The organism is Diaphorobacter sp. C33, from assembly GCF_030503915.1.
GTDB classification, from domain to species: Bacteria; Pseudomonadota; Gammaproteobacteria; order Burkholderiales; family Burkholderiaceae_C; genus Diaphorobacter; species Diaphorobacter nitroreducens.
This window is the reverse complement of record NZ_CP129980.1, coordinates 1,372,821-1,391,245: the sequence shown is the minus strand read 5'-3', so window position 1 is coordinate 1,391,245 and position 18,425 is coordinate 1,372,821. Positions and strand designations below refer to the sequence as shown.

14 protein-coding genes are annotated in these 18,425 nt (G+C 64.7%); 8 read left to right on the top strand and 6 right to left on the bottom strand.

Translation table 11 applies throughout. The annotated features are described in order from the left end of the window. Positions 1-233: 233 nt before the first annotated feature. From QY917_RS06570 to QY917_RS06540, 7 genes are all read left to right on the top strand, one after another. A complete protein-coding gene (locus tag QY917_RS06570) occupies positions 234-2,030 on the top strand; it encodes an acetolactate synthase 3 catalytic subunit (protein WP_011805033.1) in 1,797 nt (598 codons plus the stop codon). A gap of 140 nt (positions 2,031-2,170) precedes the next feature. Then, positions 2,171-2,662 carry an acetolactate synthase small subunit gene (ilvN, locus tag QY917_RS06565; RefSeq protein ID WP_011805034.1) on the top strand — a complete coding sequence of 164 codons (492 nt, stop codon included), beginning with the start codon at positions 2,171-2,173 and terminating at the stop codon, positions 2,660-2,662. A gap of 57 nt (positions 2,663-2,719) precedes the next feature. Beyond that, positions 2,720-3,736: a ketol-acid reductoisomerase gene (ilvC, locus tag QY917_RS06560; protein WP_011805035.1), complete on the top strand. Its 1,017-nt coding sequence runs from the start codon at positions 2,720-2,722 to the stop codon at positions 3,734-3,736. Positions 3,737-3,911: 175 nt separating this feature from the next. Continuing rightward, positions 3,912-4,745 (top strand): CDP-diacylglycerol--serine O-phosphatidyltransferase, encoded by an 834-nt coding sequence (pssA, locus tag QY917_RS06555; protein WP_011805036.1) that lies wholly within the window; start codon positions 3,912-3,914, stop codon positions 4,743-4,745. A 221-nt stretch (positions 4,746-4,966) separates the two neighbouring features. Then, positions 4,967-6,640 (top strand): 2-isopropylmalate synthase, encoded by a 1,674-nt coding sequence (gene leuA / locus QY917_RS06550; protein WP_123675749.1) that lies wholly within the window; start codon positions 4,967-4,969, stop codon positions 6,638-6,640. A gap of 35 nt (positions 6,641-6,675) precedes the next feature. Continuing rightward, positions 6,676-8,214 (top strand): 2-isopropylmalate synthase, encoded by a 1,539-nt coding sequence (locus QY917_RS06545; protein ID WP_011805038.1) that lies wholly within the window; start codon positions 6,676-6,678, stop codon positions 8,212-8,214. A 114-nt stretch (positions 8,215-8,328) separates the two neighbouring features. Next, on the top strand, positions 8,329-9,411 hold the full coding sequence (locus tag QY917_RS06540) for a serine hydrolase (protein WP_088886588.1): 1,083 nt from the start codon (positions 8,329-8,331) through the stop codon (positions 9,409-9,411). Between the two features lie 67 nt (positions 9,412-9,478). Here QY917_RS06540 and QY917_RS06535 read toward each other — a convergent pair whose 3' ends face one another. From QY917_RS06535 to QY917_RS06510, 6 genes are all read right to left on the bottom strand, one after another. Then, a complete protein-coding gene (locus QY917_RS06535; protein ID WP_011805040.1) occupies positions 9,479-10,291 on the bottom strand; it encodes an IclR family transcriptional regulator in 813 nt (270 codons plus the stop codon). 236 nt (positions 10,292-10,527) lie between these two features. Continuing rightward, complete coding sequence (locus tag QY917_RS06530; RefSeq protein ID WP_015913454.1) at positions 10,528-11,802, bottom strand: acyl-CoA dehydrogenase family protein; 1,275 nt, start codon at positions 11,800-11,802, stop codon at positions 10,528-10,530. Between the two features lie 31 nt (positions 11,803-11,833). After that, entirely contained in the window at positions 11,834-12,919 is a 1,086-nt protein-coding gene (locus QY917_RS06525) for a phosphotransferase (RefSeq protein WP_123675750.1), read from the bottom strand. Positions 12,920-13,043: 124 nt separating this feature from the next. Further along, positions 13,044-13,763: a Crp/Fnr family transcriptional regulator gene (locus QY917_RS06520; protein WP_047351330.1), complete on the bottom strand. Its 720-nt coding sequence runs from the start codon at positions 13,761-13,763 to the stop codon at positions 13,044-13,046. Between the two features lie 202 nt (positions 13,764-13,965). Next, positions 13,966-14,733 (bottom strand): oxepin-CoA hydrolase, alternative type, encoded by a 768-nt coding sequence (locus QY917_RS06515; RefSeq protein WP_011805044.1) that lies wholly within the window; start codon positions 14,731-14,733, stop codon positions 13,966-13,968. Between the two features lie 22 nt (positions 14,734-14,755). Beyond that, entirely contained in the window at positions 14,756-16,276 is a 1,521-nt protein-coding gene (locus QY917_RS06510) for a 3-hydroxyacyl-CoA dehydrogenase (protein WP_123675751.1), read from the bottom strand. Between the two features lie 283 nt (positions 16,277-16,559). Here QY917_RS06510 and QY917_RS06505 point away from each other — a divergent pair, with 283 nt between their 5' ends. Then, positions 16,560-18,401, top strand: a complete 1,842-nt coding sequence (locus tag QY917_RS06505) for a hypothetical protein (RefSeq protein WP_312035112.1) — start codon at positions 16,560-16,562, stop codon at positions 18,399-18,401. The last annotated feature ends 24 nt before the right edge of the window (positions 18,402-18,425 follow it).

The window sequence follows — 18,425 nt, the reverse complement described above, 5'->3', positions numbered from 1 at the left end:
AAGCTGCGAAAGGCGGATTATCGCATTGCCGCGTATTTTTTATGCCGTGCCGCGCCAACTGCATGTGTGCAGTGCAATAATGTGTACTGCAATTCAAAAAGGCAAACGGGTCCCGATCCGGCGCAACACTCATGGCGCCCATGGCCGAGGCCTCAAGTCCCAAGTCGGCTTCACAAGAGTTCGTGCAAGGGGCACCCAAGGTTTTTCGTTAGAGAAATTCGCAAAGGTTGATCATGGAAATCTCCAAGGCCGAACTCACGTCGGCGGCTGCGGCCTCTCGCGGCGGCAACTCCTCATCTTCTCCCGGCGCCCAGGACCTCATGGGGTCCGAGATTCTCGTCAAGGCTCTGCAGGCCGAGAATGTTCAGTACATCTGGGGCTACCCCGGCGGCGCCGTGCTGTACATCTACGACGCGCTGTACAAGCAGGACACCATTCAGCACGTGCTGGTGCGCCACGAACAGGCGGCGGTGCACGCGGCCGACGGTTATGCCCGCGCGACGGGCGAGGTCGGGGTGGCGCTGGTGACTTCCGGCCCCGGATTGACGAATGCCGTGACGGGCATCGCCACGGCGTATATGGATTCGATCCCCATGGTGATCATCTCCGGCCAGGTGCCTACGCCCGCGATCGGGCTGGATGCCTTCCAGGAGTGCGACACCGTGGGCATCACGCGTCCCATCGTCAAGCACAACTTCCTGGTCAAAGATGTGCGCGACCTGGCGGTGACGCTCAAAAAAGCCTTCCATATTGCGCGCACCGGCCGCCCCGGCCCCGTGGTGGTGGATATCCCGAAGGATGTGTCGTTCAAGAAGACGGCTTTCCATGGTTATCCGCAGAGCGTGGAAATGCGCTCTTACAACCCCGTCAAGAAGGGGCATGGCGGCCAGATCCGCAAGGCGCTGCAACTGCTGCTGGCCGCGAAACGACCTTATATCTATACCGGCGGCGGCGTGCTGCTGGGCAATGCGGTGCCCGAGCTGCGCACGCTCGTCGACATGCTGGGCTATCCGGTCACCCATACGCTGATGGGTCTGGGTGCCTACCCGGCCACCGACCGCAAATTCCTGGGCATGCTGGGCATGCACGGCACGATCGAGGCCAACAATGCCATGCAGAACTGCGACGTGCTGCTGGCCGTGGGCGCGCGCTTTGATGACCGCGTGATCGGCAATCCCAAGCATTTCGCGCAGAACGAGCGCAAGATCATCCATATCGATATCGACCCGTCGAGCATTTCCAAGCGCGTGAAGGTGGACATTCCGATCGTGGGCGATGTCAAGGACGTGTTGACTGAGCTGATCTCTATGATCCGCGAGACCACGACACGCCCCGACGCTGGCGCGCTGTCGGCGTGGTGGGATCAGATCGAGGCTTGGCGCGGCCGCGACTGCCTGAAGTACGACCGCGGGAACACCGAGGTGATCAAGCCGCAGTACGTGATCGAGACGCTGTGGAATATGACCCGCGATGCGGACGCATACGTCACCTCCGATGTGGGCCAGCATCAGATGTGGGCCGCCCAGTTTTACAAATTCGACGAGCCGCGCCGCTGGATCAACTCCGGCGGCCTGGGCACCATGGGCGTGGGCATTCCCTATGCCATGGGCATCAAGCTGGCCAAGCCCGAGTCTGAGGTGTTCTGCGTGACGGGCGAAGGCTCGGTGCAGATGAACATCCAGGAGCTCTCCACCTGCCTGCAGTACAACACCCCTATCAAGGTGCTGTCGCTCAACAACCGCTACTTGGGCATGGTGCGCCAGTGGCAAGAAATTGAATACTCGGGCCGCTACAGCCACAGCTACATGGACGCGCTGCCCAACTTCGTGAAGCTGGCCGAGGCCTATGGCCACGTGGGCATGCTCATCGAGCGCCCGCAGGACGTGGAGCCGGCGCTGCGCGAAGCGCGCAAGCTCAAGGACCGCACGGTGTTCCTGGACTTCCGGACCGACCCCACCGAGAACGTGTTCCCGATGGTGCAGGCTGGCAAGGGCATCACCGAGATGCTGCTGGGGTCGGAAGACCTTTAAGCATCAAAAAGGCCTGTAACGCTTGAATGACAAGCGCTAGTAGCTATTTATTTGATAGCGTTTTCTGACGAATCTATTGTCTGCCAAGCCTGGCGCTTACCGGCGCCAGGGGAGGGCAGCGAGAAGAGGAAGCTCATCCCATGAAACACATCATCGCCGTCCTGCTGGAGAACGAACCGGGTGCGCTGTCGCGCGTCGTTGGCCTGTTTTCCGCGCGGGGCTACAACATCGAATCGCTGACCGTGGCGCCCACCGAGGACGCGTCCCTGTCGCGCATGACCATCCAGACCCATGGATCGGAAGACGTGATCGAGCAGATCACCAAGCACCTGAACCGCCTCATCGAGGTGGTCAAGGTGGTTGACCTGACCGAAGGCGCCTACACCGAGCGCGAACTCATGATGGTGAAGGTGCGCGCCGTGGGCAAGGAGCGCGAAGAGATGAAGCGCATGGCCGACATCTTTCGCGGACGCATCATCGACGTGACCGAAAAGAGCTACACGATCGAGCTGACCGGCGACCAGTCCAAGAACGACGCTTTCCTGCAGGCCATCGACCGTACCGCCATTTTGGAGACGGTGCGCACGGGCGCCAGCGGCATCGGCCGTGGCGAACGCATCCTGCGTGTGTAAGTACGACAATCCCCCCGTTTTCCTTTCCCCCTGAACAGAATCCCAACCGGAGCGACCATGAAAGTTTTCTACGACAAAGACTGTGATCTGAGCCTCATCAAGGGCAAGACCGTGGCCATCATCGGCTATGGCAGCCAAGGCCACGCCCATGCTCAAAACCTCAACGACAGCGGCGTGAAGGTCGTGGTCGGCCTGCGCAAGGGCGGCGCTTCGTGGGACAAGGTCGGCAAGGCCGGCCTGACGGTCAAGGAAGTGAACGACGCCGTGAAGGAAGCCGACGTCGTCATGATCCTGCTGCCCGACGAGCAAATCGCCGAGGTCTACAAGAACAACGTCGAGCCCCACATCAAGCAGGGCGCCTCGCTGGCCTTTGCCCACGGCTTCAACGTGCACTACAACCAGGTCGTGCCCCGCGCCGATCTGGATGTGTGGATGGTGGCGCCCAAGGCTCCCGGCCACACCGTGCGCAACACCTACACCCAGGGCGGCGGCGTGCCCCACCTGGTGGCCGTGCACCAGGACAAGTCCGGCAAGGCGCGTGACCTGGCGCTGTCCTACGCCATGGCCAATGGCGGCGGCAAGGCCGGCATCATCGAGACCAACTTCAAGGAAGAGACCGAGACCGACCTGTTCGGCGAGCAGGCCGTGCTGTGCGGTGGCGCTGTCGAGCTGATCAAGATGGGCTACGAGACGCTGGTGGAAGCCGGCTACGCCCCCGAGATGGCCTACTTCGAGTGCCTGCACGAGCTCAAGCTCATCGTGGACCTGATCTACGAAGGCGGCATCGCCAACATGAACTACTCGATCTCGAACAACGCCGAGTTCGGCGAGTACGTGACCGGCCCTGAAGTGATCAACGAGCAGTCGCGCGCCGCCATGCGCAATGCCCTGAAGCGCATCCAGAACGGCGACTACGCCAAGATGTTCATCCAGGAAGGCCGCCTGAACTACCCGAGCATGACGGCCCGCCGCCGCAACACCGCCGACCACAGCATCGAAGTGGTGGGTGCCCAGCTGCGTGCGATGATGCCCTGGATCGCCAAGAACAAGCTGGTGGACCAGACGCGCAACTGATGCGTGAGCGCGGCCGGGCCGCGCTGGCGTCTTTCCCCAAGGCCACCCCGGTGGCCTTTTTTGCGTGCGGGGCAGCGGCTACACTGCGTCCTTTTCCGCACGCGTGTGCGGAACAAAAATACTATTGATTTAATAGCTGTTGGCGCTTGCTGGATGGGCGCTGGAGGTCGATTGAATGCATGATGGCAACGACGCCGCCGAAAACACGGGCGTGATGGTGCGCAAGCGCCGCAAGGGCATCTACATCCTGCCCAACCTGTTCACGCTGGCAGCGTTGTTTGGCGGGTTCTATGCCATTGTCATGGCCATGAATGGCCGCTTCGACTATGCGGCGGTGGGAGTGTTCTGCGCCATGGTGCTGGACAGCCTGGATGGCCGCGTGGCGCGCATGACCAACACGCAAAGCGCGTTCGGCGAGCAGATGGACTCGCTGTCGGACATGGTGTCCTTCGGCGTGGCGCCTGCACTGATCGCCTACGAGTGGGCTCTCAGCGGCCTGGGGCGCTGGGGCTGGATCGCGGCCTTCGTCTACTGTTCGTGCGCTGCCTTGCGGCTGGCGCGCTTCAACGTCAACACCGGCACCGTGGACAAGCGCTGGTTCCAGGGGCTTCCATCTCCGGCCGCGGCGGCGCTGGTGACGGGCTTTATCTGGCTGCTGTCCGACGCGGGTGTGCAGCGTGGGCAGGACGGCCTGCTGACCTGGAGCCAGCTCACCTGGGTGATGTTCGGGCTGACGCTGTACGCCGGGCTCACCATGGTGACCAACGCGCCGTTCTACAGCTTCAAGGACCTGCACCTCAAGCGCAGCGTCCCCTTCACGGCCATCGTGCTCATCGTGCTGGGGATCGCCATCATCAACATCCATGCGCCCACGGTGCTGTTCAGCATTTTCGTGGCTTATGGATTGAGCGGCTACGGCGTGTATGCATGGCGGCGTGCCAAGGGGTATCGGGCCAGCGTGATCAGCACCTCTAAGGACGAGCCCGAGGAGCGCGGGTTGCACGAGTAGCCCTGCGTGTCGCCGTGTGTTTTTTGTGCTAGAGTCGTTCGCATGCATTTCCTGTCGCTAGCACTACTACTGAACTTGTCCCTCGGGCAGGCATAGTAGCGCGCGCGTACACACCTACTTCCCACGGCCCGTGAGCACCAGCGACGGGCCGTTTTTGTTTTTCCGGGGTCGCTGGAGCACAGGTCAGACACCTACCTTGTTCCACGAAAGAGAGAATTCCGATGCTGCAGAACCCCGCCGCCAAATACCGTCCCTTTGCCCCCGTGCGCCTGACGGACCGCACCTGGCCCGACGCGGTGATCGACCGCGCGCCCATCTGGTGCAGTGTGGACCTGCGCGACGGCAACCAGGCGTTGATCGAGCCCATGGATATCGCGCGCAAGACGCGCATGTTCGAGCAACTGGTGAAGATCGGATTCAAGGAGATCGAGGTGGGCTTCCCGTCGGCCTCCCAGGTCGAGTTCGACTTCGTGCGCAAGCTCATCGAGGAAGACCGCATTCCTGACGACGTGACCATTCAGGTGCTGACCCAGGCGCGTGATCATCTGATCCGTCGCACGTTTGAGGCACTGGAAGGCGCGCCCCGCGCCATCGTCCACCTCTACAACGCGACCGCGCCTGTGATGCGCCGCGTGGTGCTGGACATGAGCGAGGACGAAATCGTGGAACTGGCGCGTGGCAACGCGCAGATGTTCAAGGACATTGCTGCCCAGTACCCCCTTACCGACTGGACGTTCCAGTATTCGCCTGAGATGTACTCGGACACCGAACTGGAGTTTTCCAAGCGTGTGATCGATGCGGTGACCGATGTGTGGCAGCCGACACCCCAGAAGAAGTGCATCATCAATCTGCCGACCACGGTGGAACACTCCACGCCGAACATCTTCGCGGACATGGTCGAGTGGACGCACCGCCACATCCAGCGCCGCGACAGCGTGGTGCTGTCGGTGCACCCGCACAACGACCGCGGCACCGCCACGGCAACGGCGGAGCTGGCCTTGATGGCGGGCGCCGACCGTCTGGAGGGCTGCCTCTTCGGCAACGGCGAACGTACGGGTAACCTGGACGTGGTGAACGTGGCTCTCAACATGTACACGCAAGGCGTGCATCCGGGGCTGGACTTTTCGGACATCGACGGCATCCGCAGCACCGTGGAGTATTGCAACCAGTTACCCGTGCACCCGCGCCATCCGTACGTGGGCGATCTGGTCTATACCTCTTTCTCCGGTTCGCATCAGGACGCTATCAAGAAAGCATTTGCCGCCCGGCGCGAGGGCGACATCTGGGAGATGCCCTACCTGCCGATCGATCCCAAGGATCTGGGGCGCAGTTATGAAGCCATCATTCGCGTCAACAGCCAGTCCGGCAAGGGCGGCATCGCGTATCTGTTGGAGAGTGAATACGGCGTGCAACTGCCGCGGCGCTTGCAGATCGAGTTCAGCCAGGCAGTGCAGCGCGAAATGGACGCCAGCGGCAAGGAGCTCACGGCCGCCGATCTGTGGAGTTTGTTCGAGCGCGAATACCGTCTGGACGAGGCAGCAACGCCGGTATACCGTATGGAAGGCGAAAACGGCACGGTTGCATTGCGCGGACAACTGCCCTGGCAAGGCCAGACGCTGCAGATTGAAGGCGAAGGCACAGGCCCGATCGACGCATTCGTGCAGGCCGTGGCCGCTGCGCTGGACTGCGATGTGCGCGTGCTGGACTACAACGAACATGCCATCAGCGAGGGCGCCCACGCCAAGGCCGTGGCCTATGTCGAGATGCGCATCGATGATCGCCACACCGTATATGGGGTGGGCATGGATGCCAATATCGTGTCAGCCTCGATCCGTGCCATTCTTTCGGGGCTGCAGCGTGCTCCGCAAATACAAGCCCAGGTGATGGTTGCCTGATTCCCTATCCCCACAACGACCTCAAGAGACGATCCATGACCGACAAGCTCATCATTTTCGACACCACCTTGCGCGACGGCGAACAGTCGCCGGGAGCTTCCATGACGCGCGATGAAAAGCTGCGCATTGCCCGTCAACTGGAGCGGCTGCGTGTGGATGTGATCGAGGCGGGTTTTGCCGCCAGTTCCAACGGCGACTTCGAATCGGTGCAGGCCATTGCGCGCGCAGTGAAGGATTCCACGGTCTGCTCGCTGGCACGTGCCAACGACCGGGACATCGCACGTGCTGCCGAGGCGCTCAAAGAGGCAAACCGCGCGCGCATCCATACGTTCATCGCCACCAGCGCGCTGCACATGGAAAAGAAGCTGCGCATGACGCCCGAGCAGGTGCTGGAGCAAGCCAGGCAGGCGGTGCGTTTTGCACGCAACCTGGTGGAGGACATCGAATTCAGCCCCGAGGATGGCTACCGCAGCGATCCGGACTTCCTGTGCCGCGTGATCGAGACGGTGATCGCGGAGGGCGCCACCACCATCAACGTGCCCGACACCGTGGGTTACGCCATTCCCGAGCTGTACGGCAACTTCATCAAGAACCTTCGCGAGCGCATTCCCAATAGTGACAAGGCCATCTGGTCCGTGCACTGCCACAACGATCTGGGCATGGCGGTCGCCAACTCGCTGGCGGGTGTGAAGATCGGCGGGGCACGCCAGGTGGAGTGCACCATCAACGGCCTGGGCGAGCGTGCGGGCAATTGTTCGCTGGAGGAGGTGGTGATGGCCGTGAAGACGCGGCGCGACTACTTCGGCCTGGACGTCGGCATCGATACCCAGCACATCGTGGCCGCCAGCCGCATGGTCAGCCAGACCACCGGCTTTGTGGTGCAGCCCAACAAGGCCGTGGTGGGCGCCAATGCGTTCGCCCACGCCTCGGGCATCCACCAGGACGGCGTGCTCAAGGCGCGCGACACGTACGAGATCATGCGCGCCGAGGACGTGGGCTGGAGCGCCAACAAGATCGTGCTGGGCAAACTCAGCGGCCGCAATGCGTTCAAGCAACGTCTGCAGGAACTGGGCGTCCAGTTGGAGAGCGAAGGCGAAATCAACGTGGCGTTTGCCAAATTCAAGGAACTCGCCGACCGCAAGAGCGAGATCTTTGACGAGGACATCCTGGCACTCGTGAGCGACGAAAGCGTGACCAGCGAGAAGGAGCAGTTCGGCTTCGTGTCCCTGGCGCAGCACAGCGAAACGGGCGAACGGCCCGAGGCGACCATCGTGTTCACCGTGGACGGCAAGGAAGTCCGCAGCTCCTCGGAGGGCAACGGCCCGGTCGATGCCTCGATGAAGGCCATCGAGGCGCATGTGCGCAGCGGTGCCGAGATGGTGCTGTACTCGGTGAATGCCATCAGTGGCTCCACCGAAAGCCAGGGCGAAGTCACCGTGCGGTTGCAGAGCGCCGGCCGCGTGGTGAATGGCGTAGGGGCCGACCCCGACATCGTGGTGGCATCGGCCAAGGCCTACCTCAGTGCCCTGAATAAATTACAAAGTAAAGCTGAGCGCGTGGCAGCGCAGGGCTGATACCGCATCCTATAATTCAGGCACTTTCTAAAAGAGTCGCGCAAGGCATTGATCTTGCGCGACTTTTTTTGATTTTGTACACTGCCACACAGTTTTTGCTGCTTGGAGCATTTGATGCATATGCGCGCTCGCATCGTCTCCCGTATCTCTCAGGGATTGGCCCTTCTGGTGATGGGCATCGCACTGGCCTCGCCGGGCGTGCATGCGGCCGAACGCAAGAAGGCGGTGGCAAAAAAAGCCGCGTCCACCACGGTTGCCAAACGCACCCCCGCTAAATCGTCGGCCAAGGCGCCCCGCCGGACCGTGGCCGTGAAGGCGGCGCGCGCGTCTGCAGTGAGTGCCCGGGCGCCCGTGCGCGTAGCGGCGGAGCCCGCGCGCCTCTCATTCGGGCAGTTGGCAGGGCTGCACGATGTGAGCGATCCGCTGGACCTGAAGTCGAGCGTGGCCCTGGTGATCGATCAGGACACGAAGGAAGTTCTCCTCAGCAAGAATGACCATGCCGTGCTGCCCATCGCTTCGTTGACCAAGCTGATGACCGGCTTGCTGGTTTCCGAGGCGAACTTGCCCATGGACGAGCTCATCACGATCACGCAGGACGACGTGGATACGGAAAAGGGCAGCGGCTCGCGGCTTGCGGTGGGAACGACACTCTCGCGCGGTGAACTGCTGCACCTGGCACTCATGTCCAGTGAGAACCGCGCCGCCCATGCGCTGGGACGCACCTTCCCGGGCGGGCTGGATACGTTCGTGGCGCGCATGAATGCCAAGGCCAAGCTGCTGGGCATGGCAGATACGCGCTTTGTCGAGCCCACCGGCCTGTCCAGCCGCAACCAGTCCAGCGCGCACGACCTGGCGACGCTCGTGAATGTGGCGCATGGAGACGCATTGCTGCGTGAACTCTCCACGTCTCCAAGCCACGAGGTCGCCGTTGGCCGGCGCACCCTGCAATACAACAACACCAACCGGCTGGTGAAGAGCCCTTCGTGGGATATCGGCCTGCAGAAGACCGGCTACATCTCGGAAGCGGGGCGCTGCCTGGTGATGCAGGCGGAGGTGGCGGGCCGCAAGTTGATCATGGTGTTCCTCGATTCGGCAGGAAAGTTCAGCCGTCTGGGCGACGCAGAGCGCGTGCGCTCCTGGGTCGAGAAGACCCACCCCAGCGCCGGCGCCATCCTGCACGCAGGAACCAACGGTTAGCCGCGGTTGTGGCCACGGGCCGCATGCGTCTTGCGACCCGCCCGCCGGACGGCTGGCGTCAGGCCATTCAGGTCTTGAGCGGGCCGTCCAGCGCCGTGCGCTGCCCCGCCGTATAACCCAGCGCTTGGGAGATTTCATCGGCGGTGGACTGGAGCTTGGGCAGCCATCCGTCATCCAGTCGATCGGCGGGCGCTGAAATTGACAGGCCTGCCACGAGCTGGCCCTGGTCGTCAAAGACCCCCGCCGCGATGCAGCGCACCCCGAGTTCCAACTCCTCGTTGTCCCGCGCAATGCCGTATTGGCGCGCCTTGCCCAGTTCACGTTCCAGGATGGGCAACTGGGTGATGCTGTTGCGCGTGTGGCCTGGCAGGCCGGTACGCGTGGCGTACGCGCGCACGCGCTGCGGATCGTCGGCCGCAAGGAAGAGCTTGCCCGTAGAGGTGAGGTGCAGCGGGGCGTGGCCGCCAATGGCGCGCACCACCTGCATGCCCGAACGCTCGCTGTAGGCGCGTTCCACGTACACGATCTCGTCCCCCTGGCGCACGCTGAGGTTCACCGGCTGCTGGATCTGCTTGTGCAATTGCCGCATGGGTGCCATCGCGGCGTCGCGCACGCTCAGGCGCCCCTTCACCAGATTGCCCAGTTCCAACAGGCGCATGCCCAGGCGGTAGCTGCCCGACTCAGGACGGTCCACGAAACGGCCGATGGTCAGGTCATTGAGGATGCGGTGGGTGGTGGACGGATGCAGGCCCGTCTTCTCGCTGATCTCCTTCAGCGAGATGGCTTCCTCGCGCGAAGCGAGTACGTCAATCAACTGGAACATGCGCTCCAGCACCTGGACACTGGGTTTGGCGGGCGCGTCCGGCGAGTGTTTCTTCATGAGGCAGGGCAGAACCAAGGAACCGGTGATTTTATCTTGTGAAATGCCGCGCTGCTTTTACTCACTGGCTGTCTGGCCGGTCCGTGCCTTTCTCCGTGCGGCGCCAGGCCTCGTTCAGGGAACCGCCGCCGCGAAGACCGGAACAGGCTGATCAAGACATCGCGGCCTAGCCACCCCAATGGGGATGGGCCAGGCCGGGACCGGATCTTCAACTGCGGAGCAAGGTCCCGCTGCGTTCAAGCGCCGCGGGTGACCGGTTGGGCCGCACCACGACCGTAGGTGCCGTACTTGCCCAGTTCCCATTTGGCAATGGCGTTGCGGTGCACCTCATCCGGGCCGTCGGCGAAGCGCAGGGTGCGCGCGTTGGCATAGGCGTAGGCCAGCGGGAAATCGTCGCTCACGCCGCCGCCACCATGCACCTGCATGGCCCAGTCGATCACCTGGCACGCCATGCTGGGGGCGACGACCTTGATCATGGCGATCTCGGTTTTGGCCACCTTATTGCCCACGGTGTCCATCATCCAGGCGGCCTTGAGCGTGAGCAGGCGCGCCATGTCGATCTTGCAACGGGCTTCGGCAATGCGTTCCTGGGTCACGCTCTGTTGTGCCAGCGTCTTGCCGAAGGCCACCCGGCTGCTGGCGCGGCGGCACATCAGTTCCAGCGCGCGCTCGGCCTGGCCGATCAGGCGCATGCAGTGGTGGATGCGCCCGGGCCCCAGGCGTCCCTGAGCGATCTCGAACCCACGGCCTTCGCCCAGCAGGATGTTGTCCACCGGTACGCGCACGTTCTCGAAGAGGACTTCGGCGTGGCCGTGCGGCGCATCGTCATAACCGAACACGTTGAGTGCACGCACCACCGTGATGCCTGGCGTATCGGCTGGCACCACGATCATGCTTTGTTGCGAGTGCTTGGGCGCCTCGGGGTCGGTCTTGCCCATGGTGATGAACACCTTGCAGCGCGGGTCGTTGGCGCCGCTGGTCCACCACTTGCGCCCATTAATCACGTAATGGTCGCCCTGGCGCTCGATGCGCGTTTCGATGTTGGTGGCGTCGCTGGAGGCGACATCGGGCTCGGTCATGGCAAAGGCCGAGCGCATGCGCCCTTCCAGCAGCGGCTTGAGCCACTGAGCCTTGATGGCCTCGGACCCATAACGCGCGATGGTCTCCATGTTGCCCGTGTCGGGGGCCGAGCAGTTGAACACCTCGCTGGACCACAGCACGCGGCCCATGATCTCCGCCAGCGGCGCGTACTCGGCGTTGGTCAACCCGGCGCCTTCGTAGCCCGATGCTTGGGCGGTGTCCACCGGCAGGAACAGGTTCCACAGCCCCGCGGCCTGCGCCTTGGGTTTCAGGTTTTCGATGGTTTGCAGTGGTGTCCAGCGCCTGCCCGCGGCGGTGTTGGCCGCCATCTCCTCGGCATAGGCCTTCTCGGCGGGGTAGATGTGGTCGTCCATGAACTGGATCAGGCGCGCCTGCAGTTCCTTGGTCTTGGGCGAGTAATCGAAGTCCATGGGGTGCTTTCTCGTCAGTGGGGAAGGGGGATCAACTCTTTTGCGCGAAGGACCAGGCCAGCTGCGCCATGGGCCGTGCGGTGGCGCCAGCGGCCTTGGCCTGTGCGCTGGCGGCCGTGCCGGCCTCCACGCGCTTGGCAATGCCTTGCAGGATGGCGGCGATGCGGAACATGTTGTAGGCCAGGTAGAAGTTCCAGTCCCGGTGCAGCGCATCCACGTCGGTGATGCCGGTGCGTTCGCAGTAGCGCTGGATGTAGTCGCGCTCGCACGGGATGCCCAGCGCCGCCAAGTCCAGCCCGCCGATGCCCCGGCTCAGCGATGCGGGGATGTGCCAGCTCATGCAGTGGTAGGCAAAGTCCGCGAGCGGATGGCCCAGGGTGGACAGCTCCCAGTCCAGCACCGCGATCACACGTGGCTCGGTGGGGTGAAACACGAGGTTGTCCAGCCGATAGTCGCCATGCACGATGGACACGCGGGTTGCGTCGCGCGCGCTGTCGGGCATGTGCGCGGGCAGCCATTGCATCAGCGCGTCCATCTCGGCGATGGGCTGGGTGACCGAGGCGGTGTACTGCTTGCTCCAGCGCGAGATCTGGCGTTCGAAGTAATTGCCCGGCTTGCCGTAGTCCGCCAGGCCACGCGCCGTGAAGTCCACCCGGTGCAGGGCAGCGATCACGCGGTTCATCTCGTCGTAGATCGCCGCGCGTTCGGCCGGCTGCATGCCGGGCAGCGACTGGTCCCACAGCACGCGGCCTTGCATGAACTCCATCAGATAAAACGCGCGCCCGATGACGGACTCGTCCTCGCACAGCGCAATCATGCGCGGCACGGGCACGTCGGTGCCGGCGAGCCCGCGCATGACCGCGTATTCGCGCTCGATGGCGTGTGCCGACGGCAGCAGCTTGGCCACAGGGCCGGGCTTGGCGCGCATCACATAGCTGCGCGTGGGAGTCACGAGCTTGTAGGTGGGGTTAGACTGGCCGCCTTTGAACATCTCCACCGTCAGCGGTCCGGCAAACCCTTCCACATGCTGCGACAGCCAGGCAGTGAGCGCGTCGGTGTCGAAGGCATGCTGCTCGGAGACGGGGCGTGTGCCGATGAAGTGCTCGAAGTTGCTCATGGGGATGGAGGGTTCTTTCAAAAAAGTGAGCTGCTTGCGCTTGTCAGCTATGGAATTCAAAGGCTTTTCACATGGAAACCGTTGCGGGACAAGCGCTGGAAGCTATGGTTTTTGTAAACCTGGCTCATTGGTTGGCTTCGGAGATGCGCATCAGCGCATCCCGGTCGCGTATCACGAGGCCGCCGGGCTCGATGCGGATGGCGTCCTCGCGCTCCATGGCCTTCAGCTCCTGGTTCACGCGCTGGCGTGACGCGCCCAGCAACTGCGCCAGTTCTTCCTGGGCCAGTTGCAGGCTGATGCGCACTTCGTTGCCGTCGGACAGGCTGGGCACGCCATAGCTGCGCACCAGGTGCAGCAACTGCTTGGCCAGCCGCGAGCGCAGGGGCAGGGTGTTGAGGTCTTCCACCAGCCCGAACAGCTGCCGGATGCGCCGCGCATGCAGCCGCAGCATGGCCTCGTACAGTTCCGAGTGCTGTGCAAGGATCTTCTTGAAGTCGGCCCGCGCCACGCACAGGATGGTGGTGTCGCCATGGGCGTAGGCATCGTGCGTGCGCCGGTCCCCGTCGAAGATCGCCACGTCGCCGAACCAGATGCCCGGCTCCACATAGGTCAGCGTGATCTGCTTGCCGGAGATCGAGGTGGAGCTCACGCGCACGGCGCCGCGCGCGCAGGCAATCCATTCCTCGGGCGGGTCGCCGCGTGCTGCGATGAGTGCGCCATCCTTGAAGCGTTTGACGTAGGAACATCGCAGTATGTCGTGGCGCAAAGAAGGGGAGAGGGAAGAAAACCAGCGACCTGAGTTGATCGCCTCGCGTTCATCGATGGTAAGAATCGGATCGTCCATGGTCTGTCGTTTGCGTGACTGGGTTGCAGTCCATTGTCGCGTGAGGGACCGGGGCGCGGGGAGCGGGCTGTCACATGGGCGTCCGCGGGCGCGCGCGTGCTGGCGCCGCTGCCGCGGAGCCAGCAATGCCATGGATGGGTTTGAATGAGACAAGCCGCCGGCGCTTGACCGTCAAGCGCTAGCAGCTATAAAAATAGTAGCTTTAAGCGCGTGGGTCGGCAGAAGCCGCCCGGGTTTCGCCCGCCGGGGCATGCTGGAGGTTGCGCACGAAGTGGCTGCGTTCCAGCGCGAGCTGTTCGGTGAAGCTGTGGTGTCGCGCCTCGCTCACCAGTTCCTTGATGCTCGCCAGCGCATGGGGCGGGCCATCGTTCAGGCGCTGGGCCAGCGCCAGCGCCTCATGCAGGGCGCGCCCGGGATCGGCCAGCCGGTTGACCATGCCCAGGGACTGCAGTCGTGCGGCGTCGATGCGGTCGCCGCACATCAGGATCTCATGCGCCAGCGCGCGGGGCAGCATTTGCGCCAGGCTCCAGCTGGCGCCGCCATCGGGCGACAGGCCCGCGTGGACATGGTTCATGGCAAACACCGCGTTGCGCGCGGCCACCATCAGGTCGCATGCCAGCGCGAGTGAAAACCCCGCGCCCTTGGCTTCACCCTCCACGGCGGCGATCACGGGCTTGGGATGGGTGCGTATCGCCTCGATCCAGTGGTGCAGCAGATCCAGGCCATGCACCTGCGCTGGCGCGCTCTGATGCCGCAACGCCTGCAGCCGCTGGGGGCTGCTGCCGGCGCTGAACAGGCCGTCCGCGCCCGTGATGACCACGCAGCGCACATCGGGATTGCGCTCCGCCACGTTCAGGGCTTCGATGCCCGCCGCGCAGATGGCCGGCTCCAGGGCATTGCGCAGTTCGGGGTGGCGAAGGGTCAGGACCAGGGTCTGGCCCTGGCTGGTGCTTTGCAGTTCGGCGGGCATGGCGGCGCGGGTGGTTGCAGGGTCAGGGTTCTTCGTGCGTCAGGCTCAGGCCGATGGCGCCGCGCCGGCGCAGCCAAGGGCTGGGGCGGTAGCGCGGGTCGCCGTACACGGTCTGCATGTTGAAGAGCACTTCCAGGATGTTGGTGGGGCCCCAGCGGTCGCCCATGGCCAGCGGGCCCAGCGGGTAGCCCAGGCCCAGGGTCACGGCGGTCTCCAGGTCCTTGGGACTGCAGATGCGCTGCTGGCAGATGTCCGCGGCGATGTTGACGATGCTGGCCACGACGCGCTGTGTGACGAAGCCGCCGCTGTCGCGGATCACGCTCACTGGCTTGCCGTCGCGCGCGAACAGCGCGTGCGCGGCGTCGCGCATGTCTTCGCGTGTGGCGGGGTTGGTCGCCAGCACGCGCCGGCGGGTGGCCGCGTCGTCGATCAGCATGTCGATGCCGATGGTGCGCGCGGGGTCCAGGCGCTCCACCACGGCCACGGTGGTCACGTCAAAGCCGAGTGGCGCGACCAGCGTGAGCGCCTGGGCCGAGGGCGAGGTGCCCGTCTCGATCGTTGCCCCCAGGTCCTTGAGCAACTGGTACAGCTCGGCGCGGCGGGCGGCGCGCGTGGAGACCCAGACCGGCGGCAGGCCCGATACCTCGGGCACCGGCGGCTCGGCCGGCAGCTCGGGCGCACCGTCCACGTAGCGGTAAAAGCCCTCGCCGGACTTGCGGCCCAGCAGGCCGCCGCTCAAGCGCTGCGCCGTGATCACGCTGGGGCGAAAGCGCGGTTCGTCGTAGTACTGGCGGTAGATCGACTCCATGACCGGGTGCGACACATCGAGCGCGGTGAGGTCCAGCAACTCGAAGGGGCCGAGCTTGAAGCCCACCTGGTCGCGCAGGATGCGGTCCACGGTGGCGAAATCGGCCACGCCCTCGCTCACGATGCGCAGCGCCTCGGTGCCGTAGCCCCGCCCTGCGTGGTTGACGATGAAGCCCGGCGTGTCCTGCGCCATCACCGGGGTGTGGCCCATGGCGCGCGCATAGCCGGCCAGGCGGGTGCAGACATGGGGGTCCGTGCGCAGGCCGGCCACGACCTCGACCACCTTCATCAGCGGCACCGGGTTGAAGAAGTGAAAGCCTGCCATGCGCTGCGGCCGCTGCAGCGGTGCGGCCACGGCGGTGATGGACAGCGATGACGTGTTGCTGGCCAGCACGGCTTCGGGCGAGACGATGGCTTCGAGCTGTTTGAGCAGTTCCTGCTTGGCATCCAGTCGCTCGACGATGGCTTCCACCACCAATTCGCAAGCCGCGAAGTCGTGCAGCGACGTGACGGGAACCAGCCGCTGCACCAGAGCCGGCAACAGGCTCTCGTCCAGCCGACCCTTGTCCACCAGACGCTGCCACTGCTGGTGGATGTGGGTGCGGGCGGCGTCGGCGGCGCCGCCATGGGTGTCATAGAGGTAGACCGTGCTGCCTGCCTGGGCGGCGATCTGCGCGATGCCGCGGCCCATGGCGCCAGTGCCCACGATGCCGATTGAAGTGAAGACCGTTTGCATGGCGGCAATTATCTAGCGCTATCGGATGCGGCAGGGTTATGGCAAAATTTATAAACAAATTGAAACCATTGTGTTTATGCGTAACCTACTTGTCGGCGCCTGGATCTATGCCGCAGCGTTTGGGGCCAGCGCGCTTTCGCTTGGCGGCAGCCACGGCACAGTGGTTCTGGGGTCCACGATCGATCTCACCTTCGAGGTACGGCCTGATCCCGGCAAGACCGTCGCGTCTTCCTGCCTCGGGGCGCGGCTGGTCTTAGGCGCAACCACTGTCCCCGAAACGCGTGTGCATGTCACTCCCCTGGAAGGAGGCGCCATTCCGATGGTGCGCGTGCAGGCGCTCATTCCCGTGGATGAGCCGGTGCTGACTGCCACGCTCACCGCCGGCTGCGAAGGGCGTGTGTCGCGCACCTACACGTTCTTGGCAGACCCGCCCGGCACTGCACCCCCAGCGGCACGGCAGCCCTTCGATCTATCGCGCCTGGCGGTGCCCGCACCACGCGCTACGCCGCAAGTGCGGAATGCATTGGGCGGCGAGGGGGAGGGCGCACGCACGGTCCGGCGGCCTCGTGCGCAGCCGCGTGTTCCCGCGGCGTCCACGTATGCCCCGGCCGAGCGGGCGACACGCCCATCGCGGGCGGCTAAGAACGCCACGACGCTGCGCACCAGCGCCAAAGTCTCGCCGCCCGCGGCCGCGGCGGCTCCCTCCCGCCTGGTAATGGAACCCCTGGATTTGGGTCCTGACAATGCCTCCGCGCTGCAGCTCACGCGCGAGCCGCCCCAGATGTCGCCGCGCCCCAGCGAGGCCTTGCGTGCGGAGTCGGCCGCGTGGTGGCAGGCGCTGGACACTTCGACGGCCCAAACACAGCGGTTTGAAGAGCGGCTCAAGAGGCTCGAGGCCGATGCGGCCGCGCAGGGCCAGCTGGTGGAGCGCGAGCGCGCAACGGCGGCTGAGCTGCGCGAGCGCCTGGCGCAGGTGGAGTCGCAGGGGTTCCCCGCGACCGTGGTGTACATGCTCGCGGGGCTGCTGGTGCTCGCGTTGGCCTGCATTGCCTGGCTGCTGCGCCGCACGCGGCGCGAGGCGCTGCAGGCATGGCGTGACTCGGTGGCACTCAGCGGTGGCCTGCGGGACGGGGCCGTGGCCGCGGAAGGCCCTGACGGCAAGCTCCGGCTGCAGGTGGAGCCGGATGCGCGCGATGTCTGGCAGCCGACAGCGCCGCCGCAAGGGCCGGACAGTGGGCCGCCTCCGCTCACGTCTACCGCCGCGCCAGTGAGTGCACCCGCGGCGGCTCCAGGCCCCGCGCTGGCGGCGCCGGCTGTGGAGCCCTTGCAGGCAAGGGCCCAGTCCGGTGTGCAGCCCGAGTCGCTGTTCGATCTGCAACAGCAGGCCGAATTTTTCACTTCGGTGGGCGAGCACGAGCAGGCGATCCATGTGCTGCGCCAATACATCGCGCAGCACGGTGAAGATTCGCCGCTGGCGCATCTCGAACTACTGCGGCTGTACCACCAACTGGGGCGAACCGACAGCTTCGACGGCCTGCGCGCGCAGGTCGAGGAGCGGTTCAATGTACGCGTGCCTCCATTTGCACAGTTCCAGCAACTGGGCCGGAGCCTGGAAGACCACCCCGAGGCGCTGGCACGGGTCGAGGCGGCATGGTCCTCGCCCGAGGTCCTGGCCGTGCTGGAGGGCCTCTTATTTCACCGGGGACAGACGCAGGGCGAGGGGCCCTTCGACCTGGCGGCGCTGGACGATTTGCTGCTGCTGCTGTCCATCGCCCAGACCACACCCGCACATTTGCGCGGTGCGCCGCCGCCCCGCGCGCGCACCACCCCGCGTGCCACGCCAGCGCTCCACCCGATGGGCGCGCAGGATGGGGCGGGCCGGTCGCTGGACTCGATGGCGGCCGGCCTGGCGCTGCTGCCGGTGGATGACGGCTCGCCAGCATCCACTTGCGCCGCCGCGGTGGACGTGGACGTGTCCGGGCCGCCTCACATCACCCTCAGCGATCTGCCGCCCGTGCCCGTCACCCCGGCGCCCGCGCAAGGGCAGGCCGTGGGTTTTGGTATGGAAAACGACAAGCTGGAGTTGCGCTTCGAACTCGAGCAGTCGCAAAAGAACCGCTTCTGAAGCGCGAACGCCCCCCGTGCGCGG